The 21,668-nt window shown below is 36.3% G+C and carries 17 protein-coding genes; 9 read left to right on the forward strand and 8 right to left on the reverse strand.

Features of this window, described 5'->3' with window-relative positions; genetic code table 11:
• Positions 1 to 65: 65 nt before the first annotated feature.
• Positions 66 to 1,748, forward strand: a complete 1,683-nt coding sequence (locus FJR08_RS08245; protein ID WP_015083149.1) for a transglutaminase domain-containing protein — start codon at positions 66 to 68, stop codon at positions 1,746 to 1,748.
• 722 nt (positions 1,749 to 2,470) lie between these two features.
• Complete coding sequence (locus tag FJR08_RS23970) at positions 2,471 to 2,602, forward strand: hypothetical protein (protein WP_256369713.1); 132 nt, start codon at positions 2,471 to 2,473, stop codon at positions 2,600 to 2,602.
• A 137-nt stretch (positions 2,603 to 2,739) separates the two neighbouring features.
• Here FJR08_RS23970 and FJR08_RS08255 read toward each other — a convergent pair whose 3' ends face one another.
• Together FJR08_RS08255 and FJR08_RS08260 are read right to left on the reverse strand one after the other, a co-directional pair.
• Complete coding sequence (locus tag FJR08_RS08255; protein ID WP_148764815.1) at positions 2,740 to 3,597, reverse strand: hypothetical protein; 858 nt, start codon at positions 3,595 to 3,597, stop codon at positions 2,740 to 2,742.
• A gap of 57 nt (positions 3,598 to 3,654) precedes the next feature.
• The gene (locus FJR08_RS08260; RefSeq protein WP_015083146.1) at positions 3,655 to 5,547 is read right to left on the reverse strand and encodes an ATP-binding protein; all 1,893 of its coding nucleotides are present in this window, start codon (positions 5,545 to 5,547) and stop codon (positions 3,655 to 3,657) included.
• 466 nt (positions 5,548 to 6,013) lie between these two features.
• Between FJR08_RS08260 and FJR08_RS08265 the strand changes: the two genes are divergently transcribed.
• From FJR08_RS08265 to FJR08_RS08280, 4 genes are all read left to right on the forward strand, one after another.
• Positions 6,014 to 6,703 carry a RibD family protein gene (locus FJR08_RS08265; RefSeq protein ID WP_041458569.1) on the forward strand — a complete coding sequence of 230 codons (690 nt, stop codon included), beginning with the start codon at positions 6,014 to 6,016 and terminating at the stop codon, positions 6,701 to 6,703.
• Positions 6,704 to 6,754: 51 nt separating this feature from the next.
• A complete protein-coding gene (locus FJR08_RS08270; RefSeq protein ID WP_015083144.1) occupies positions 6,755 to 7,924 on the forward strand; it encodes a GNAT family N-acetyltransferase in 1,170 nt (389 codons plus the stop codon).
• A gap of 115 nt (positions 7,925 to 8,039) precedes the next feature.
• Positions 8,040 to 8,429, forward strand: a complete 390-nt coding sequence (locus FJR08_RS08275; RefSeq protein ID WP_015083143.1) for a DUF4346 domain-containing protein — start codon at positions 8,040 to 8,042, stop codon at positions 8,427 to 8,429.
• Positions 8,430 to 8,746: 317 nt separating this feature from the next.
• Positions 8,747 to 12,682, forward strand: coding sequence for a GAF domain-containing protein (locus tag FJR08_RS08280; RefSeq protein ID WP_168632833.1), 3,936 nt, complete (start codon positions 8,747 to 8,749; stop codon positions 12,680 to 12,682).
• Positions 12,683 to 12,743: 61 nt separating this feature from the next.
• Here the strand turns inward: FJR08_RS08280 and psb32 are convergent, their stop codons facing one another.
• Positions 12,744 to 13,487 (reverse strand): photosystem II repair protein Psb32, encoded by a 744-nt coding sequence (psb32, locus tag FJR08_RS08285; protein WP_168632834.1) that lies wholly within the window; start codon positions 13,485 to 13,487, stop codon positions 12,744 to 12,746.
• A 332-nt stretch (positions 13,488 to 13,819) separates the two neighbouring features.
• Between psb32 and cysH the strand changes: the two genes are divergently transcribed.
• The 3 genes from cysH (at position 13,820) to sbcD (ending at position 16,493) form a co-directional block, all read left to right on the forward strand.
• Positions 13,820 to 14,524: a phosphoadenosine phosphosulfate reductase gene (gene cysH, locus FJR08_RS08290; protein ID WP_168632835.1), complete on the forward strand. Its 705-nt coding sequence runs from the start codon at positions 13,820 to 13,822 to the stop codon at positions 14,522 to 14,524.
• Positions 14,525 to 14,607: 83 nt separating this feature from the next.
• The gene (locus tag FJR08_RS08295) at positions 14,608 to 15,183 is read left to right on the forward strand and encodes a transposase (protein ID WP_168632836.1); all 576 of its coding nucleotides are present in this window, start codon (positions 14,608 to 14,610) and stop codon (positions 15,181 to 15,183) included.
• A gap of 53 nt (positions 15,184 to 15,236) precedes the next feature.
• On the forward strand, positions 15,237 to 16,493 hold the full coding sequence (gene sbcD / locus FJR08_RS08300; RefSeq protein WP_168632837.1) for an exonuclease subunit SbcD: 1,257 nt from the start codon (positions 15,237 to 15,239) through the stop codon (positions 16,491 to 16,493).
• A 242-nt stretch (positions 16,494 to 16,735) separates the two neighbouring features.
• Here the strand turns inward: sbcD and FJR08_RS08305 are convergent, their stop codons facing one another.
• From FJR08_RS08305 to FJR08_RS08325, 5 genes are all read right to left on the reverse strand, one after another.
• Positions 16,736 to 17,227 (reverse strand): hypothetical protein, encoded by a 492-nt coding sequence (locus FJR08_RS08305; protein WP_168632838.1) that lies wholly within the window; start codon positions 17,225 to 17,227, stop codon positions 16,736 to 16,738.
• Between the two features lie 255 nt (positions 17,228 to 17,482).
• On the reverse strand, positions 17,483 to 17,788 hold the full coding sequence (locus tag FJR08_RS08310; protein ID WP_148764797.1) for a hypothetical protein: 306 nt from the start codon (positions 17,786 to 17,788) through the stop codon (positions 17,483 to 17,485).
• A 430-nt stretch (positions 17,789 to 18,218) separates the two neighbouring features.
• A complete protein-coding gene (locus FJR08_RS08315) occupies positions 18,219 to 18,626 on the reverse strand; it encodes a hypothetical protein (RefSeq protein ID WP_015083135.1) in 408 nt (135 codons plus the stop codon).
• Between the two features lie 37 nt (positions 18,627 to 18,663).
• The gene (locus FJR08_RS08320) at positions 18,664 to 18,921 is read right to left on the reverse strand and encodes a MoaD/ThiS family protein (protein ID WP_015083134.1); all 258 of its coding nucleotides are present in this window, start codon (positions 18,919 to 18,921) and stop codon (positions 18,664 to 18,666) included.
• A 23-nt stretch (positions 18,922 to 18,944) separates the two neighbouring features.
• The gene (locus FJR08_RS08325) at positions 18,945 to 21,626 is read right to left on the reverse strand and encodes an ABC transporter substrate-binding protein (protein WP_168632839.1); all 2,682 of its coding nucleotides are present in this window, start codon (positions 21,624 to 21,626) and stop codon (positions 18,945 to 18,947) included.
• Positions 21,627 to 21,668 lie beyond the last annotated feature (42 nt).

Consider the following 21,668-nt stretch of genomic DNA (forward strand, 5'->3'; position numbering starts at 1 on the left):
AGTTGCAAAAAAATATTTCTCTTCCCTGTTCCCTCTTCCCTAATAAATAATAATTTATGACTAATATGCTTAATGATATAAGTTTTCCAGTACCCAGTTTGACGGTGAACCAGATGTTTGGGCAAAAAATAATCAGACCAGTTACTGCTGCTACCTTGTACGGTATTGCTTTTATCAAGGATAGACTTATTGCTATTGATACGGTTAAAGGTCATTTATTAGAAATTGACCCTCTTACCGATAACAGCAAAATTATCAATCCCCACCAAGTCCGCGAATTTCAAGAAGTGACTGGTTTAGCTGTGTGGGAAGATGACCTGTGGGTGACTCGTGGGAACAGTGTCTATTTATGTAAATTGGCATCTTTAGGGTTAGAGCATTTTGTAACTTTACCCTATCCCGCTGATGGTGTTGCCGTTTGGGAATCTACCGTTTATGTTAGTTGTCAAAGACTTGGCTATATTTTGATTTTTAACCGGGATACCCGCAAGGAAATCACCAGATTTTATGCCCCTGGTGTCGGTATCCAAAACTTGGCAGTTAGTAAAGAAACTTTATGGGTATGCGATCGCACGGAACAAACAGTTTACTCTATGGATAGGGCAACTGGAGAAGTGCGTTTCAGTGTTCTCACGGCTTTTGATTCTCCTACAGGTATCGCAGTTCAGGGGCAGGATGACACAGGCAAAGATCGTATTTATGTGGCATACTCCAGCGAAGAACCTTATATTCGGGATAATCCCAATGCTGACCCTTGTTTTGAATTAACCTACCGCGATCGCACATTTATTCATTCTCTACAATATCATTACCAAGAGGATAAACGCTACGCCCTCTCTAATGGCTATCTGATAGAAATGTCTTATGTTGAAGAAATTTCCCCCCTTGATGAAATTTATTTAGCCGATATAGAATGGCGCATAGCCCTACCCTCAGAAACCCAACGGCAAAAAGTCCAACAAGTTGAACCCATTGGTTTACCATTCACAGAAGAAATCATTGACGGACAAAGAGTAGCCGTTTTTAAATTTGATACCCTTGCCCCCGGTGAACGTCACATATTTGGCTGGAAGGCATTAGTAGAAGTACGCGGCATTAAACATCGCATCACCCCTAAAGATGTCGAAGATGTTCCAGAACTGTCACCAGAATTAAAAACCCGCTATCTGGTAGATGATGACGACCTAGCAATGGATACCGATATTGTTATCCGTGCAGCCCGCACAGCCGTTGGTACAGAAACTAATCTGTTACGGAAAATGTACAGTATCCGCAACTACGTTTATGATCAATTGTCTTATGCCATTAAACCTCATATTGATTCACCCGATATAGCTTTAGATCGGGGTACTGGTTCATGTGGCGAATATGTAGGTGTATTACTGGCACTTTGTCGCCTGAATGGTATTCCTTGCCGCACCGTTGGTAGATATAAATGTCCAGTTTATGCCGAACATCAGGGAATTCCCCTCCAACCCGATTTTAATCATGTTTGGTTAGAGTTTTATATTCCGGGAATTGGTTGGTTGCCAATGGAATCTAATCCTGATGATCTGGAAGAAGGTGGACCATATCCTACACGATTCTTTATGGGCTTATGCTGGTATCATATCGAAATTGGTAAAGGTATCACTTTTGAAACCTTAACCAGAGATGGAATTCGCTTAACGAAAGAAGAGGTTTCCCTGGGTGACTTAGCTATTAACCATATTCGCTTCACGATTCTGAAGGAATTACCACCTTTTTAATTTTTGACTGAGGAACGAAACCCAACGTAAAATGTATAAATGTTGGGTTTCCTTGGGTCTGATTCCGCTTCAGAATGGATTTTGATAGCCTTTGACACTAATTCTTACTCTTCATGAATTAAAGAGGTAGCTAGAGTCAAATAACCAAGTTAAGTTTTGACACTCTCAGGGAAGACAGCCACTGAGATTCTACTGACAGAATTAGATTAAAGGTTTAGCCTAATCTAATCTCGCTGCGACCGTCAAACGCCGCCTAGACGCTCAATACAACCACCAATCAAGGTGTCGAAATTGCGCTTACTTTTATTGTTTTCAGTGTTTTTGTGAGTCCATCACTAAGCCAAGATGCGGTACGCTCCACAACCTGCCATTACTTGCTATTTCTTGTCAACACTGCCGCTAGGACTTGAACCTAACCGTTGTTTCATAGGAGCCGGGATTTCTCCGTACTAGGATGTTTCAACACGTAGATGTTTATTGTTCTTACTCACGATTTCATTCTAGCATACCACAGGGATTAAAATCCCTCGTGTCGCTTCCCTCTGTTGGGAGCCAAGCCACGCTCGTTTCCCACTTACCGCGAGGTCTTATGATAAAGAGAAAGGAGGTATATTATGATTTACTTATCTGCCACAGAAGCAAAACAAAATTTTACATAATTTTTAGATAAAGCTCAAAAAGAACCAATAACAATTCAGCGTCAGGAACAAGATTTAGTTGTAGTGCTATCTGTCTTAGAGTATCAAAGATTAACTAAATTACTAAAAAATGAGTTTCAGGGATTTTGTGATCAAGTTGGTAAAAATGCCGAAGTAAAAGGTATGACAGAAGAAAAGCTCAAAGTTAAACAATAACGGTTCTATCGCTCCCTTGCGGAAGAGAATATTAATTTAATTTTTGTAGGTTGGATTGACGTATGTTACCCAACATTGTTCAAAATCATTAAAATTGTTTTTGGGTTGCGCTGTCGCTTAACCCAACCTACGATTTTCTATTCTACATTTACCCAAAAATCTGCGGTTTTGATTTGTCCATTGCGATTAAATTGCATCCACATTTTATATGTTCCTGGTTTGGGGAATTTTGTATGAAATTCGATTTTTCCATCTGGAGTATTTTTGATTGCGTGTGCATGGATATAATCAGATGAAGTCAGGGGAGATGAACTTTTAATAATTACTAAATGTCCTTTTTCACCCAAATAAGGTTGTAAATCTTTAATTGGTTGATTTTTGTTGTCTTTTAAGTCAAAAGTTAAGTTAATGTCTTGACCGACTTTGATTTTTGGTGCAGAAATATTCAGATTGACTTTAGTATCTGAGATAGTTTTAGTTTTGGTGAACTTTTCTAAATTTTTTGGTAATGGAACTGTACCAGGAATTGTAATATTCATTAATGAGACATTCTCCTGATTTCCAGCAGGTTTATAATCACTGAAAAGTGTATAATTTCCTGACTCTGGAAAATTTGCAGTTACTTCAAAGCGACCATTTTCTTTATATTCGGGATGAATATGATCAAAAAATTGTAAATCATCTCTCACAACAATTAAGTGCATGATTTTTTCTTGGAAAATGTCAAACTTATTAACAGGTTTTCCAGTAGAGTCTTGAATATCAATGACTAAGTTAATTGGTTGATTTGGTGATAAACTTTTCGGAGCAGTTAATTTAACTTTGGTAGTTATTTGTGAATTATTTTCATGATTCATATTTTCCATGGAATGTCCATCATGATTCGTCATTATACTAGGTGAAACTTGTGTCTCAGTAGATTTAGTATTAGATGAACAACCAGGAGCTAATAGTAAAGTTGTAACTACAAAAATACTTGAAAAAAATCGCTTCATTTTAGGAGGGTGGTAATTTGAATTTTATTGTTTGCGGAACATTTCTCAGAGCCAGAATTAACTCCTAACTCCATTTATGACCACATCTTTTTTTTCTGGATTAGGTAATAAAGCCAGATCAATCAAAGGTAATTTAATAATTACTGTTGTTCCTTGATTTAACCCCAAACTCTCTAAAGTGATTTTACCACCCATGAGTTCAATTAAATTCCGAGAGATTGCTAAACCCAATCCAGTTCCTTCAAACTTGCGCGTAGTTGTCCCGTCAACCATCACAAAGGGACGAAATAGTTTACCTTGTTCTCCTGGATCAATACCAATTCCTGTATCTTTAATAGAAACTAAAACATACTGCTGATGACGATTAATACTCATGGTAATTTGAATACTACCTTCATCAGTGAATTTAGTAGCATTACCAATAATATTAATTAACACTTGTTTGAGTTTAATGGAATCAGACTTTATAGGAATAGGCTTATCACCTATATCACAAATTAATTGTAGTCCTTTATATTGGATATTAACTGATTGTAAGTTAATTACCTCTAATAATAATTGTCGTAAATCTAGCGGTACTGTAATTACAGAAAGTTTACCCGCTTCTATTTTAGAAATATCTAGCAAATCATTAATTATTCCTAATAAATGAATTGCTGTATCATCGGCTTTTTTAAGAAACTCTAATTCTTCTTCTCTACTATCACATAAATCATCACGCACTAACCGCACACAGTTAATAATAATATTCAATGGGTTTCTTAATTCGTGAGAAGTTGTGGCTAGAAATTGACTTTTCACTTGATTGGCTGATTTAGCTTCTTTCCAAGCAATTTCTAATTCTTCAGCCCAATCTTTGAGTCTTTCTACCATTTGATCTAATGCTTGAGCTAGTTGATTAAATTCTCTAATTTTGAAGTTGCGGGGAATGGGTTGTGCCGCGTGGTGACTATGAAGATTAATAGCATAGTCGCGGAGTTCTTCTACTGGACCTGCTAAATAAGGAACTAAATAAAATGATGCCAATAAACTTGCACCAATTAAACCAACTGTTAAAACAATGAGAATTAGTTTAATTTCTTCTAAACCAAATAGGGCATTTTCCACACTTGTAACTGCTAGGACAATCCATCTTTGTGATGGTTTTGTAGTGATAGGTTTAGTAGTAGCTGTAAAACCTGCAACCAGTTCTTGTCCTTCTATAAAGGATAAATTACTGGAATTATTACTGCCACCCAAGGCATTTTTAACTATAGCTTGAATTCTGTCTACATCGGCATAATCTTTAATATTAGTACCGATTCTTTCTGGTAATGGATGAGCTAAAACTTTACCGTCTTCAGCAATGACTACCAAAAAACCCGTTAATGAGCCTGGATGATTGGGATTTTGTTGATATAATGTGGTTTTCATGCTTAATCGGTAGGCTAAATTACCACGTTGATTAGAAACAGGAATTGATAAAAATAATTGTAGTTGATTTTGTTTGTCTCTTTTACCAGTTTTTCCCGATTGGGATGGTAATATAAATTGAATATCAACGTCATTGCTAGTAAGAGATAAACCTGATGGCATAATTTCTTGAACACCACAACTACTGGCAATTATCTCACCTTTTTTAATGCGGGTTAATTGGAGACAATCAGTTTGGGTTGGTAGTTGTTTTTTTAGTTGTTTAAGAAATTGTTCAATTTGGAAAGTTGAACCTGATTGAATTACTTTAGTTTGACTAGCTGTAATTAAATTGGAGCGTAAAGCGGCAATATTATCAGTAATTTTTTCTCCTTTATTAACTGCACTTTCTGTTAAATTTTGTTGGGCAGTATTTAACAAACTAGAACGAGCTTTATTCAAGGCAACCATTTCTCCTACTAATAAAACTGGGATAAATACTAGCAGTATTCTTGTTACTAATATTTGTCGAAATGACGATTGACGAGATTTAGCCATTGTTTGTCTCACTTCGCATCTTCAAACTACAATAATAAAGATATGAAATTACACTAGTCAAGGGAGACATTTTATTAATTGATGATGAGTTTACTATTAATTTAAATTTCCAAGTTAGAAAGGAGAGAACAGGTAAGAATTAGAAATTTAAAAAATATCTCACTAATTACTGAAACATAAATTTATCAATCTTCCATCAATACCTTGTTCATTTTTCCTAGGTTGGGTTAAGCGACAGCGCAACCCGACGCTCATGTTGGGTTTCATCCTTCAACCCAACCTACAAATCAAGACTTTTCTCGATTTGGACAAAGTATTGTTCCATATACCAAATTTTATAAAATGTAGATTAAATAGTGACTGCTGTTGCATATTCATATTAATGGTGTAAAATTACTCAAAATTATCTTGTAGCTATAGATTTTTCAATAATCTATCCCCTCACAAAAAATATCAAAGCAACCCAATCATGCAAAATCGTCCTCATACCACAGTAGTTTTAGCCATGAGTGTTGATGGTAAAATAGCAGATTTTAGGCGATCGCCTGCGCGGTTTGGCTCATTGGTTGATAAAATACACCTGGAGAAACAAATTGCTGCATCTGATGCCATTTTATTTGGTGCTGGTACTCTTCGTGCCTACAGTACAACAATGACTATCACAGAGACAATACTCTTGCAACAAAGAAAAAAAGCAGACAAGCATCCCCAGCCGGTTCATATAGTGATTTCCCGTTCAGGCAATCTGAATCCGGACATTAAATTTTTTCAACAACCGGTGAGACGGTGGTTACTCACAACCTCTCTAGGGGCTTATTTTTGGCAAGAAAGATCAGAGTTTGAGCAAGTTTTAGTCTTTGAAACTGCTGCCAAAGAAATTGACATTTTGGCTGCTTTAAAATATTTAGCACGGTTACAAATTACCCGTCTGGCTATTTTGGGAGGAGGACAATTAGTGGCATCTTTCCTAGAATCTGATTTAATTGATGAAATATGGCTCACTATTTGTCCATTAATTTTAGGTGGTAGTATTGCCCCTTCACCTGTGGAGGGGACAGGATTTTTAGCTGATCTTGCTCCTAAGTTACAATTATTAGAAGTATCCACAATAGAGCAAGAAGTATTTTTACACTATAGGATAATTCAGGAGTCATAAGTCAGGATTCAGGCGTAAATTCAAAATATAAAATTGTTGGGAAACTACACAATGATCAAAGAACACAAACCCCATTATTCTCTTGTTTGGACGCACACAATCGCCGATGTTCCCCAAGCAGACTGGGATGCTTTAGCAATGCCGTTAAAAACGCCTTTTTTAGAATGGGATTGGTTGCACAATTTGGAAATATCCCAAAGTGTTACAGCCAATACAGGTTGGTTGCCAAATCACTTGATTTTGTGGCGAGATAAAACTTTAATTGCGGCTGCTCCTTTATATTTAAAAGGACATAGCCAGGGCGAATTTGTTTTTGATCAGCAGTGGGCAGAATTAGCTTCCCGTTTAGGAATAGAGTATTATCCAAAACTGCTAGGAATGACACCATTTACCCCGGCTGAAGGCTATCGGTTTTTAATAGCTGCGGGAGAAGATGAGGAAGAAATTACGGCGGTAATCCTCCATGAAATTGATAGTTTTTGTGTGAAACATCGGATTTCTGGCTGTCATTTTCTTTATGTTGATCCCCAATGGCGACCAATTTTAGAACGCCAGGGGTTTACAACTTGGCTACATCATAATTATGTTTGGGAAAATGCTAATTTTCAAACTTTTGATGATTACTTGACTGGATTTAATGCCAATCAAAGACGCAATATTAAACGGGAACGCAAAGCTGTAGAAAAGGCTGGTTTAAAATTGCAAGCATTAACAGGTGAGGAAATTCCTAATTCTCTGTTTCCGTTAATGTATGATTTCTATGCTGATACTTGCGATAAGTTTGGTTGGTGGGGAAGTAAGTATTTAACCAAGAACTTTTTTGAACAGTTGCACCATAATTATCGGCATCGAGTCGTATTTTTTGCCGCTTATAATGAGCAAGATCCACGTCAACCTGTGGGGATGTCCTTTTGTTTATTCAAAGAAGACAAACTATATGGACGCTATTGGGGGAGTTTTCAAGACATAGATTGCTTACATTTTGATGCTTGTTATTATGCACCAATTGAATGGGCGATCGCTCATGGTATCCAAAATTTTGACCCAGGAGCAGGTGGTAAACATAAAAAACGTCGGGGATTCCCTGCTACTGCTAATTACAGCCTTCACCGCTTTTACAACAACCGTTTAGGACAAATTATTTTGCCTTGGGTTCGGGAAGTAAATCAAATGGAACAAAAAGAAATGGATGCTATTAATGCAGAGTTACCTTTTAAATAAGGAAATAGATCCCCGACTTCTAAATAGATCCCCGACTGCTCAAAGAAGTCGGGGATCTGCATATTGCAGATTGATGTAATCTAAAAATACTGTTTCTATAAATTTACTTTTGATAATGCATAAGGATTTACTACTTGAAGATTTGACAGCAATTGATCATAAACTTTCTCAGCGTTATATTGATCTTGACCCCAAGGGCTATTTTATTATCTACATAGATCAAAATGAAAGGTTAATTTATGCAAAGCACTTCACTAATGTCATTAATGAACGTGGTTTAGCAGTAGATCCCGAAACAGGTCAGGTGATTCCAGTTCGCGGTAAAGTGGAAAGAACTCACACTACCGTATTTAGTGGCCGTACAGCCAAAGAACTGTGTATTAAGATTTTTGAAGAAACTCCAGATTGTCTTGTAACCTTCTTAGACCATGCAGCTTATTTAGGTAGAGAATTTGTGCGGGCTGAAATGGCTTTAGTGTCAGGAAAAGAATACATTCAAGATTAGATACAATAGCAAAGACGGGGAATTAGTTACTAATTCCCACTTAGAGGATGTTTGAAAAGTGGTATTCCGTAATTTTCATCACATTGCTACCCCCCTTAGTCCCCCTTGTAAAGGGGGGAAACAATAAAAATCCAGTTCCCTCCCCTTTACAAGGGGAGGGTTAGGGTGGGGTAAAAAATATTTGATACATCAACCATAACTTTTCAAACACCCTCTTACTTATGCTTCAAAAAAGAAAAAAATAATACATTTCTGCACTTTTTTCAAAAAAATTATTAAAACTAGAAAATCTTTTTAATAAGTAATAAAATTACAACATGAAAGAATTATCACCTCATGATGAAACCGCCAGAATAGAGGCACTATTACAGTACAAGATTCTGGATACTGCACCGGAAGCTGCTTTTGATGATTTAACTCGTTTAGCAGCTTATATTTGTGGAACTCCCATAGCTTTAGTAAGTTTGATTGACACAAACCGGCAATGGTTTAAGTCTAAAGTCGGTTTAGAGGCATTAGAAACACCTCGTGATATTGCTTTTTGTACTCACGCCATTTGCCAAAAAGATGTTTTCATTGTTCCTGATGCCACTCTTGACGACAGATTTGCTACCAATCCCTTAGTCACATCCGAGCCTAATATTCGATTTTATGCAGGTGTACCTCTAATTGATGCTGAGGGTTATGGTTTAGGAACGTTGTGCGTGATTGATAATGTGCCAAGGGAACTCACGGCTGAACAACTAGAGGCTTTGAAAATACTGGGTTGCCAAGTCATGAAACAGCTAGAACTACGACGCAATTTAGATAGCTTACTATTGGTAACTACTAAACATCAAAAACAAAAGAAAGCTAACAAACAACTTTTTGTGAAAATTGGCGGCTGGTTTGGCTTAACATCATCAATTTTAGTGATAATTGGGATATTTTCCTATCAAAATATTCAAGAAATTGTAAATATAAATAATCAGCAAAAACAGACATTAGCACAATATGAAAAAATCAATGAATTTAATCAAAAAGATCAAGAAATTCATCAACAACAATCAATAAAATTAACTAATAATACACATAGTATGCTCCTTGGATTGGGGATTGCTATCGGTTTGTGTGTCATAATTATGGCGATGATTTACTACCTTATTTATCGGGAAATCATTGCCCGCAAATGGGTAGAGGAATCTCTAAAAACAGAACGTAATTTCATTTCTAGTGTTCTAGATACAGCCAGCGTTTTAGTGATGGTTCTCGATGATAAAGGGCAAATTGTCCGCTTCAACCGAGCTTGCGAACAAAATACTGGTTACACCTGTGGAGAAGTTTTAGGGCGATGTTTTTGGCAGCTATTTTTAACCGAGAAAGATCAGCCATCAATTCAAGCTATTTTTGAGCAAATAAAATTAGATAAAAGACCAAGAGAATCAGAAACTTATTGGATAACAAGAGATGGAAGACAACGATTAATTGATTGGTCAAATACTATTCTGCTGGATAGTCAAAACCAAATAGAATACATTGTTAGTACAGGGATAGATATTACTGAGCGCAAACAAAATGAACAATATCTCAGTTTCCAATATGCGGTAACTAATGCCTTAGCAGGAGCTATAAATATTCAGAATACCACCCATCGCACCTTAAAAGGAATTTGTCAAACATTGGCATGGGATTGGGGCGAAATTTGGGTTATGGATAAATCAGAAAATATTCTGCGTTGTTTAGATATTTGGTATGAATCAGGTTCAGAATTTAAACAGTTTGAAGAAATTACTAGAAAAATTACTTTTGCTCCAGGAATTGGTCTCCCTGGCCGAATTTTATCTAAATTTCAACCTATTTGGCTAACTGATATTTGTAATGATCAGAATTTTCTGCGAACAGATATTGCTACTCAAATAGGATTGAAAACAGCTTTTGGTTTTCCTATTCGTGGTGGTAATACAAACATTGGGGTCATGGTTTTCTTTAGTAAAAATATGCAGCTAGAAAATGCAGATCTACTGAAAGGGATGATGTCTATTGGCGACCAAATAGGTCAATTTATTAAGCGAAAACAAATAGAAGAAGAACTAAAGCAGCAAAATTTGCGATCACAATTATTAGCCGATATCACCCTAAAAATCCGCGACTCTTTACAAATTGACGACATCCTCCAAACTAGCGTTACCGAAGTTAAAAGGCTGCTAAAAGCTGATCGTGTCCTCATCTTAGAGTTAGAAGAAAATGGCAATTTAACTGCACGTAAAGAAGCATTGATTCCCGGTATCCCTGTTGTCATAGGAGAGCAGATTTTTGACCCTTGTTTTGTAGAAAAACACGCTCATAAATATGCTCAACAATGGATTACCAGTATTGATGATATAGAAAAAGCCAATATCCAACTTTGTCACCGACAATTACTGGAAAGATTTCACATCAAAGCCAACCTTGTGATTCCTATTTTTCTCGAAGATGAATTTTGGGGACTGTTGATTGCTCATCAATGTACTCAACCCCGTCATTGGAATACTTGGGAAAGAGAATTCTTGCGATCGCTTGCTGATCAAATCGGTATTGCCTTAGTCCAAGCTAAACTATTAGAATCAGAAATTATTCACCGTCAAGAACTAGAAATAGCTCGACAGGAAGCCGAATCAGCATTACAAGCCAAAAGTAGTTTTTTGGCCAATATGAGTCATGAAATCCGTACCCCAATGAACGGCGTTTTGGGCATGACCAGCTTACTATTAGAAACTCCCCTTAATCCAGAGCAACAAGATTTTTTGGAAACAGTGCGGACTAGTGGTGATGCTCTCTTATCCTTGATTAACGAAATTTTGGATTTATCCAAACTTGAAGCCGGGAAAATGATGCTAGAAACCCTAGATTTTAACCTATCTACCTGCATTCAAGAAGTTATAGAACTGTTAGCACCCCAAGCTCATGATAAAGGACTAGAAATAGCAGCATTAATTCCTGCCAATGTCCCAATTTATATCCAAGGAGATGCTAGTCGTCTGCGACAAGTTATCATGAATTTGATGGGTAATGCGATCAAGTTCACCAGCCAAGGAGAAGTAATTATTCAACTAGAATTAATTTCAGAAACCGATGATACAGCTACCATTCAATTTGCCATCATAGACACAGGTATTGGCATTACCACTGAAGATAAAAATAACCTTTTCCAACCCTTTACCCAAGTTGATGCTTCTATTACCCGTAAATATGGCGGTACGGGTTTAGGACTAGCCATTTGCCAACAATTGGTAACTTTAATGGGTGGAAAAATTGGCCTCAACAGTGAGATTGGTAAAGGTTCTAAATTTTGGTTTAATTTATCTTTTACTAAACAGCCAGAATCTGTTTCTCAAAATCAAGATTATCAAATTCTTAGTCAGCGACGGTTGTTAGTAGTAGATAACAATACTATCAGTCGAGAAATTCTCCACCACCAAGCTATCAGTTGGGGAATGCACATAGATGAAGTTGATTCTGCTATTGCCGGACTTGCAGCTTTAGAAACAGCCGCAGCACAGCAGATGCCCTATGATATTGCCATAATTGATATGCAAATGCCTGAGATAGATGGGTTGACTCTAGGAATACAAATTAAGAAAAATCCAGCTATTGCTAATGTCCCTTTAATTATGCTGGCTTCTACTAATCAAAGAGATGAAGTAAAAAAGGCATTAGATATAGGATTTATCACTTATTTAGTCAAGCCCGTTAAGCCTACTCGACTGCTTGATACTATTATGAATATAGTAGGTTCTCAATCAAAAATAAATAATTCTCAGATTGCTATCAATGAAGAGTTGCCAGCAATAACTAACAAGAATACATCCAAATTAAAGTTGCTGTTAGCAGAAGATAATCTAGTTAATCAAAAAGTCTTTCTCAAGCAACTTCAAAATCTAGGATATCAAGCAGATGCCGTAGCCAATGGTCAAGAAGTATTAGAATTATTAGATAAAATTCCCTATGACTTGATTTTCATGGATTGTCAAATGCCAATTCTCGATGGTTTGGCAGCCACAAAAGAAATTCGTCGTCGTCCAGTAAGTTCCTTTCCTAAACATCAACAACCTGTAGTAATTGCTATTACTGCTAATGCCATGAAAGAAGACCAAAAAATTTGTTTAGATGCTGGTATGGACGATTATTTAAGTAAACCAGTAACTAAAGATAAATTAGCCGCAATGTTAGAACTTTGGAGTCAGAAAATTCTCAAAATACAGAAAATAATTATTCCTGAAGAAACAGTGTTTTAAATAAAAAATAGGAGTCAGGAATTGGAAAGAAAAAAATAACCAATTCCCTATTCCCTATTCCCTATTCCTCAGATTCCTGAGAGGGTGGTTTTTGAAACACTAAGTAAATGTAGTATGTAGCCATTGGGATGACAGTGGCCGCAATTAACAGCCCAACAACCCAAGCAGTAGCATTACCTTGATCTGTTTCTTCAGCTTTGGTAAAAGTTCCTTCTACTTGGACTGTTTCCTTGATCTCTGGTGGACCGGGATCTGGTTTACCGGATAAAACAGCCACCAAGCGATCGCTCACATCCAAAAATCCTTGGTTGTATTTATTACCACTACGTAATGCTGTACCCAATGTTTCTTCAGCCAGACTTTGGACGATAGAATCAGTTAACAGAGACTTAACCTGATCTCCACTAATTAAAGCAGTTCCATTAGTAACAGTATCAACAAGTAATAACACTTGATTAGCCTGTTCTGCTGCTGTTGGAAACCATTTACTAAATAGTCCCTTGGCAAAACTTTCCGGTGTTTCCCCATAGTCGAGGCGGTGAATAGTGACAATTCTGGCTTCGTTACCAGTTTCCTGAGCTAAATCATGGAAAGTCTTACTAATCTGACCTTCATTCGATCGGCTAATCACATCACCTTGATCTAAAATCCAAGTATCTGCCGTTAAACTGGGTATTTGGTATACACCAGTAGCAGCAGCAGGTAAAATAAACAGTGAACTCGCCATCATCATTACCAATACAGGAAAAATGAGACGGACAAGGTATTTTGAGTTACTAAATAATTGCTTGAGTAACTGTTGCATGGGATGAATCCTTAAACAGACTTGCAATCAAAATACTACATAATTAGGTCAGTTGTCAGTTGTTAGTTGTTGGTTGTCAGTTGTCAGTTGTTAGTTGTTGGTTGGAAATATCTCCCCTGCAACCTACGCTCTGCCCTATTTCCTCAATCATCGGGGGGATACAGCACTTCCCGGTGTTATGAGGTACATATCTAGCGGGCAAGATGCCCGCACTACAAGAGTTTCATGATTCAACTTTGTACCTCATAAGAGCGGAAACCGCTGTATGTGACTTTATTAAGGTAAAATTAAATTTAATAAAAATAAAAAAATCTTTGTTTTAGAGAAAGATCATGACAACTTCTACCGCCTTTGACTTAGCATCACTAAATCAGCAATTTGAAACCGCAAGTCCTACAGAGATATTAGCCTGGTCTGTGCAGAATATCCCCACAGGACTGGTACAAACTAGCGCCTTCAACGTAGATGATATTATCTTGACACATATTTTCTATAGCGTACTTCAGCATCCCGTTCCTGTAATTTTCCTGGATACCCTTTATCATTTCCCTCAAACCTTAGAATTGGTTGGTAAAGTTAAAGAAATCTATAACCTAGATTTACAAACGTATAAAACACCAGACGTGGATAGCCGTGAAGCCTTTGCTGCTAAATTCGGTGCAGCCCTCTGGGATACAGATATTGCTAAATTCCACGACATTACCAAAATCGAACCACTTTTACGGGGATTAGATGAACTCAATACTGTAGCTTGGATTACAGGTCGCCGTCGTGATCAGGCCGTTACTCGTGCTACCATGCCCGTATTAGAATTAGATGGTAAAGGCAGATTAAAAATCAACCCTCTAGCTAATTGGACTCGTAAACAAAGCTGGGCTTATGTAGCTGAACATAAAGTAATTTACAATCCTCTTCATGACGAAGGTTATCCTAGCATTGGCGACGAACCCATTACTACTAAAGTAGGTGAAGGTGAAGACGAACGCGCTGGACGTTGGAGAGGAAGCGAAAAAACTGAGTGTGGAATTCACATTTAATCTCTTAGATCCCTGACTTCTTTAAGAAGTCAGGGATCTGAAATTTCTGAACTCTCTGAAATAATGCGAATAAACATCCAATTATGGGACAAAGAAGGATTCCACTCCAAACTGGCAACTTTTATCATGTTTATAATCGCGGAAACAATCGCCAAATAATTTTCTTTGAAGGTGAAAACTATATTTATTTTCTTCGACTGATCAGAGAACATCTAATTAAAAATTCAGTAGATATTATTGCATACTGTTTAATGCCTAATCATTATCATCTTCTAGTCTATCTGAGAGATGAAACCCTTTCTGATGCTATGAAATCTCTCTCACTTTCTTACACAAAAGCAATTAATAAACGTTTTAACCGTTCTGGAGTATTATTTCAGGGAAGGTTTCAAAGTATTCATATTTCACAAACTGACTATCTTGTTAACCTCTCTCAGTATATTCATCTCAATCCTGTGAAAGCATCACTGGTGAAGCAACCCGAAGAATGGGAGTTTTCCAGTTATTTAGAATATGCTGGATTAAGAAAAGGAACAATACCCAAGATAGAGTATATCAAAATGCAGATTGAGGAAGAATCAGTTTATCAGCAATTTTTAGCGGATCATAACTTACCTCATAGCAGTGACTTCAAAAAACTGCTACTAGATTTAGAATAGATCCCCGACTTCTTTAAGAAGTCGGGGATCTGAACCCCTACAACCAATAAACTATGAAAATTCTCCATCTTTCAGATATTCATATTGGTAGCGGTTTTTGCCACGGGCGCGTTAATCCAGCCACAGGTTTAAACACACGACTGGAGGATTTTGTGAAAACATTATCTTTGTGTATTGACCGAGCGATCGCCAATCATGTAGATTTAGTTTTATTTGGTGGTGATGCTTTCCCCAATGCCACACCTGCACCCTATGTTCAAGAAGCCTTTGCTAATCAATTTCGCCGTTTAGTTGATGCAGATATCCCCACAGTCTTATTAGTAGGAAATCATGACCAACATTCCCAGGGTTTGGGAGGTGCGAGTTTAAATATTTATCGGACTTTGGGAGTACCAGGGTTTGTGGTTGGTGATACTTTAACAACTCATCGCATTTCTACCCGCAGCGGAGATGTGCAAATCATTACTCTTCCTTGGTTAACTCGTTCAACTTTGATGACTCGTCAAGAAACTCAAGGTTCTTCTTTAGCTGAAGTAAATCAACTCCTGACAGACCGTTTAGAGGTAGTTATCGAAGGAGAAATTCGCCGTCTTGACCCAAATATCCCCACTGTACTTTTAGCTCATTTAATGGCTGATAATGCCACTTTAGGTGCAGAACGTTTATTAGCAGTCGGGAAAGGTTTTACCTTACCTTTATCTTTATTAACTAGACCATGTTTTGATTATGTGGCTTTAGGTCATGTCCACAAACACCAAAATTTAAATAAATCTAATGACCCACCGGTAATTTATCCTGGAAGTATTGAACGGGTAGATTTTAGTGAAGAGAAGGAAGACAAAGGTTATGTGATGATAGATTTGGAAAAAGGGAAAGCAGATTGGGAATTTTGTCCTTTACCTGTGCGAACTTTTCGGACTATTGAGATAGATTTATCTAAGCAGGATGATCCACAAAAAGTATTATTAAAAGGAATTGCTAAATATGATATTCAAGATAATGTGGTGCGACTTATTTACAAATTGAAATCAGAACAATTGGATTTAATTGATAACTCTTCTCTTCACCAAGCTTTAAGTGTCGCGCACACTTACACTATACAAGCTGAATTAGTGAGTCAGTTAGCAAAACCCCGCATTCCTGAATTAAGCGCGAGTAGCAGTATTGACCCAATGTCAGCTTTAAAAACTTACTTAAATAATCGGGAAGATTTGCAAGAAATAATGCCATCTATGTTGGAAGCAGCACACAATTTATTAGCAGATGATGAGGGAATTTTGCTAGTACCGCAGGGCGGAATTAAAAATTAACAATTAAAAATTAAAAAAGCAGATTGTATAAGCTTTTTAGGGATTTTTAATAGTTATCTTACTTACGCTGTACTGTACTAGTAGTCTGTCAAATTTATTTTGACGGGTTTTTGGTAGTGCGGGCATCTTGCCCGCGTGAGCGTCTCGCTCACACTACAGTCCATCATTTTTATCTTGACAGACTACTAGTACCGCTACGCGAAAGTCAAAAGTCAAAATTAATAGGTTGAAATTGATAAATTTTATCTAATTAATCTATTTTGCCAACGGGTAATAGCTCGCAAATATGCTAGAATGGGAATCTGATAAACTTCAATAAAAATCCACACAATAATTCCTAAGTGTGACAAAAAAGTTAGCACAGTCCAAATAAATGGAATCCATGAAAGCGGAACATGAGAATGAGGAGGAAAATAATAGGCTGTAATTCCTATTAAGGTAGTCGGTAAAATAATAAAAGCAATTGCGGACAAACCATAACCCCAACCTAATTCCACATTTCCTAATCGTGCTTGGGTCCACCTTAATCCATTCCAATTCCAAACTAAAGGTGGTTCTCTAGAAGGCATTTTAACTTGTTGTAATTCTAAGTTAACTGTAAATATTTCATTGCAAAAATCACAACACATAGTTTCCATCATCAACATTTGCGAAATTTTACCCACGTGACATACTGGACATGGATAATCTTCGTGAAAGTTTAAAGATGTTGATAAAATTGAAGATTTTGCCATAATTAGGGCTTGCTTAATAAACCTAAAACCTTGATAAATAAATCAATGAATTGAGAAGGATAAAATGTGAATAATGTGCAAGGAATAAACTTTGAAACTATTCATTTAGCTATCACTTTCCCAGATTTGAGACTATTCTTATCTCCTTCTAATTCTTCTTCCTGACTCCTGACTCCTGACTCCTTCTAATAAAACAACCTAGTTTATTCATAAAACCAGGTTGAATTTGATATGATGAAAATATTGGAAATGTAATTAGTCTAGAAAACCCATCAAAAGTTCGGAGTCATCGAAGGTATTTGGCGCTATTGGCCGATTTCCGAAGACAGAATAGTTGTCAGAAACTACCAAGGCACTAGAACCAATGGGACGAATACCAGACAAGTTAATACTATCAACTACTTGGAATGTGTTTGCACCTATGGGACGAATCCCCATAGAGTTGAAGGTATCAACTACTTGTAATGTCCCGGTGGTAATGGGACGCATTCCAGCAACTATGATTGTTCCTTGAGAAGTTTCTTCAGTATTACTGATATTATCCTGATTATTTTCTGTCATTTTTATTTCTCCTTTGTATTAGATGACACTTATTCAAACTAAATCTTTGTTTGTTAAGTGAATTTTACAATAATTAAGGAAAGAAGTATTTTTTTCCTATATATTTAGAGTCTAACCTTAAACCAGCATATATCACAGGTTGAATCTGAGATTGATATATTTTTGGGCGTTGCATAATGGCGGTATGAATTTTGTTTCGCGCAAAGTCGCAAAGGAGCAAAGACGCAAAGTTTTAGATTTTGAGTTTTTAGTTTCATACCTCAATATGGCTATCGCCACGCAGGCTATCAGCAACGCCGATTTTTAATGGGGTTAGAATCTTGATTATATCAGCTAATGTACATTTATTTTGGTGCAGATAGGTTATGTCAAGATATAAAATTATTTTATATTTTCGATAAGATCATTACCATAATCAAAAATAATCCAATTAAAGAATTAAGTAACTCTGCCATTTTGATTGAGGATCTTGACGGTTTTTTTCTGGTATTAATAACCGCCAACTTTTCCCTTCTTTTTGAATTTGTAGGTAGACTTCAAAGGGTTTTTCAAGTTGTTTAAAACTGCGTTTTGGTAGTTTTACGGTAAAGTCGTAATTTCCCTGTACCCGATAAGCTGGTAAGTTTTCAATGGTGAGGGGTTGTTGTTGAGTGATAGATATGCGCTGAATATTAAATTTTTGGAAGTTTAGATCTAGCTGTTGGTTAAGTTGCTGTTGGGTTTGTTCTAGTTGGAGAGCGATCGCTTTTTGCACTAATTCCGGTGTTGGTGATAAGGCAATAGTAGTACAAGCTGTGAGGAAAACTATGAAAATTGTTGTAAAAATTAACTTAATCATCTTTAATTTCTTTTTAGTGTATTTGAATATATCCTCGTTAACCACCATTCACTGGGGGAATTAAAACCACTTCGTCACCATTTTGGAGAATGGTATCCGGTTCAACAAATTGTAAATTCACGCCAAAGCGGGTTATTTCCCGCCATTTGCTTAATTTTGGGTGTTCAGCAATCAAGCGATCGCACACAGCTTGAACTGGTGTACCATCAGGAAAATCTAACACTAGTTCGGACACATCAAAAGCTTCTTGATAAACAGCAAATAACTTAACGGTGACAGCGATAGATTGGGACATATAATTTTTGTATACAACCTAATTTAATTATTGGGAATCATTGTAAACTGACCTTGTTTAATTTGTAAAAGAATAGATTGACCGTTTCGCTCCCTTTCTGGTGTAAACTGGAGTGGATAGCCTGATGTTTCATTAGCAGAAAGACTGACATTTTCCAGCCCTCTTAATACTGTACTACGAGATGGATTATTAGATAAAGCTTTAATCAAAGCCTGAGTTGCATCAAAGCTAGTTGCAGTTCGCCAACTAATGCCTCCTCCCCACTGATCTTTTGCTTTTTTGGCAAAAGATTGAGCTTGTGATGTTCCTCTAAACCAGGGTACTGCAATGATTAAACCGTCTACATTTTTCCCTCCACTGTTTAAGATTTCATCCTGATAAAGATTATCTCCACCTAACATTTTTAATTCTCGTCTTGGTGAATTTTGGGTTTTGAGTGTTTCGTTTCTTTTAGTAATTTCTTTAGCAATCTTGAGAGTAATATCAAGCTTTTGCGTATTAGAAAATAACATTACTGCTTCTGCATGATCACCATAGACACTTTTAGCAACTTCTTTTTCTGCATCAAATGTAGGAGAAGTTAAATCAATTAAAGGTTTACGAACTACCTCACCTCCTAGTTTTTCAAACTGATTCGTGAATATCTCTCTGATACTATTACTATATGAGTTAGTTGGATTTCCAAAAATTACTGCTTTTTTTAATTTCAGACTTTTATAAGTATATTCAGCAAGTTTTTTACCGGCACTTTCATCAGAAGAAACTGCTCTGAAGAAAACTGGATTGTTCAATAAAATGCCAGTGCTAGTAGGGGAAATAACTGCTAATTCGGCTTTTTCATATTCTGGTAATGCCATATTGGTAGCATCACTAGAAATATGTCCAATGACTCCCAGTATTGAAGAATCTTTGATGAGTTCTTGAGCTACTTCTTTGGCTTTTTCTGTGTTGCTATCATTAGCAATTACAATTTCGAGTAATCTGCCATTTAAACCCTTGTTTTGATTAAGTTTGTCTTGTGCTTGAGCTACTCCACGTAATACCTCTTGAGTAGTAATGGTGCTTTTGTCTACTGGTACAACTACTGCTAATGTTAGAGGAGAACCTTTTTGACGTGCTAGGGAATTATTATAATAAATTAGCACTTCTGGGTCATAGCGATTAGCGTTTACAGCTTCTTTAAATAATTTAATTGCTTCTTGATAATTACCTTTTTTAAAGGCTTGAATGCCTTTGTCACGCGGGATATTATTAATCTCAGGGAAGAAAGTGCTATTACCTCGACTAATTCTACTATTGTCTGCTGCACAAAAAACACCTAATTCCTTTCTTTTCCCAGGTTCGCAGTCTTTAGCAATACTAGCCACTATAATACTAGAAATAATAAAAACAGCAGATGCTATTGCAGTTAAAATAATCAAATTGGATTTTGTACGAATATCTGGAAGATTAACTTTACTTGGTTGATGTTCACTTAGTTGATGTAAATTAATATCAATACTACTATTATTTATAACGTCACTCTCAATAGTGCTTGCATTGGCCTTTGAATACAAAATTATACTACTAGGACTTTTTTTTTGCTCAATTTTATCTAACTCGTGAATTTCGTCCCTTAGTGGGTGACGTTGTATAATCCAGAGCCGGACAAATTCTATTTTAACCCTTTCCTCTATTTCATCTAAAAATCCATTACTTCTCAGAAGTTGATTCGTTTCTATAATTAATTTATCTTCTGTGTCAGGTCTAAATCTTTTTATTAATCTAACATAATTATCTGAATCTTCTTGCGCTTCTGCTATTGCTGCAAACACAACTTTTTCTAAAATCGAAAAGCCGTCCCAAAACCATGTTAAACCAGCCTCAGCTAATTCAATTGCTTTATTAATAATGAGTTTTACATCTTCACTACTAACTGTCCATTTATCCTCCTCTCGCGCTCTCCCAAAAATAGTAAAACATATCGCTTGAGTAAAATAAGGGTGTCCTGCGGATAGATCAAAAATTGCTTTTATCGCATCTTCTTCATATTCAAGAATATTTTCTGCTGGCTTAATAATTAAATTTGTTGTACTTTCTTCATTTAATAACCCAATTTCTCGAACAGGTACATCCTTAAATATCTTACTTATTCTGTGCTTATTTACTGATCTTTGTTCTATTAATAAAATTAAAAATAATTTTTTATTAATATTGATAAGGGAAGATAAATATTTATAAACTTGTTCTAATAATTCTGGATTATTACTATTCATTAAGGCATCAAATTCATCAACTACCAATACCAAATTCTTATTTTCTAATAATTGATATACCTGCGGTAAGAATTGATGAGAAAAAATTCCAGAATCTAATTCTAACTCTGTAATTTCCGGTAGTTTAATATTTTCATCATCCAACGAAAGATCATGAAGTATCTCTTGAGCTAAATCCGCCAAAATTTCACTTAGGGATTTTTGGCTATAATGTTCTAAATTAAATGTCACAAAAACAAACTCATGTAAATCATTCAATCCATGAGGAATGTTTCTAATGACAGATGACTTACCAATGCGGCGCTGACCATATAACAAGATAATGTTGCTATTATGTTGAATATGATCTTGAATAGTCAAAAATAGGCTTTCTCGCCCAAAAAACAACTGTTGGTCAATAGGACGACCAATAACATAAGGGTTTCTTTGAGACTTAAAAGAAGTAATCATATCCTCATAGTACCTCCAAACGTTTTAATTGCATCTGTGAGA

Source organism: Dolichospermum sp. UHCC 0260, assembly GCF_009711985.1.
GTDB lineage: Bacteria > Cyanobacteriota > Cyanobacteriia > Cyanobacteriales > Nostocaceae > Dolichospermum > Dolichospermum lemmermannii.

Excerpts from the sequence above, each read along its gene's own strand:
- FJR08_RS08245 (WP_015083149.1), top strand. The coding sequence starts at position 66 with ATGCTTAATGATATAAGTTTTCCAGTACCCAGTTTGACGGTGAACCAG.
- FJR08_RS08255 (WP_148764815.1), bottom strand. The coding sequence starts at position 3,597 with ATGAAGCGATTTTTTTCAAGTATTTTTGTAGTTACAACTTTACTATTA.
- FJR08_RS08260 (WP_015083146.1), bottom strand. The coding sequence starts at position 5,547 with ATGGCTAAATCTCGTCAATCGTCATTTCGACAAATATTAGTAACAAGA.
- FJR08_RS08270 (WP_015083144.1), top strand. The coding sequence starts at position 6,755 with ATGATCAAAGAACACAAACCCCATTATTCTCTTGTTTGGACGCACACA.
- FJR08_RS08275 (WP_015083143.1), top strand. The coding sequence starts at position 8,040 with ATGCATAAGGATTTACTACTTGAAGATTTGACAGCAATTGATCATAAA.
- FJR08_RS08280 (WP_168632833.1), top strand. The coding sequence starts at position 8,747 with ATGAAAGAATTATCACCTCATGATGAAACCGCCAGAATAGAGGCACTA.
- psb32 (WP_168632834.1), bottom strand. The coding sequence starts at position 13,487 with ATGCAACAGTTACTCAAGCAATTATTTAGTAACTCAAAATACCTTGTC.
- cysH (WP_168632835.1), top strand. The coding sequence starts at position 13,820 with ATGACAACTTCTACCGCCTTTGACTTAGCATCACTAAATCAGCAATTT.
- FJR08_RS08295 (WP_168632836.1), top strand. The coding sequence starts at position 14,608 with ATGGGACAAAGAAGGATTCCACTCCAAACTGGCAACTTTTATCATGTT.
- sbcD (WP_168632837.1), top strand. The coding sequence starts at position 15,237 with ATGAAAATTCTCCATCTTTCAGATATTCATATTGGTAGCGGTTTTTGC.
- FJR08_RS08305 (WP_168632838.1), bottom strand. The coding sequence starts at position 17,227 with ATGGCAAAATCTTCAATTTTATCAACATCTTTAAACTTTCACGAAGAT.
- FJR08_RS08310 (WP_148764797.1), bottom strand. The coding sequence starts at position 17,788 with ATGACAGAAAATAATCAGGATAATATCAGTAATACTGAAGAAACTTCT.
- FJR08_RS08315 (WP_015083135.1), bottom strand. The coding sequence starts at position 18,626 with ATGATTAAGTTAATTTTTACAACAATTTTCATAGTTTTCCTCACAGCT.
- FJR08_RS08320 (WP_015083134.1), bottom strand. The coding sequence starts at position 18,921 with ATGTCCCAATCTATCGCTGTCACCGTTAAGTTATTTGCTGTTTATCAA.
- FJR08_RS08325 (WP_168632839.1), bottom strand. The coding sequence starts at position 21,626 with ATGATTACTTCTTTTAAGTCTCAAAGAAACCCTTATGTTATTGGTCGT.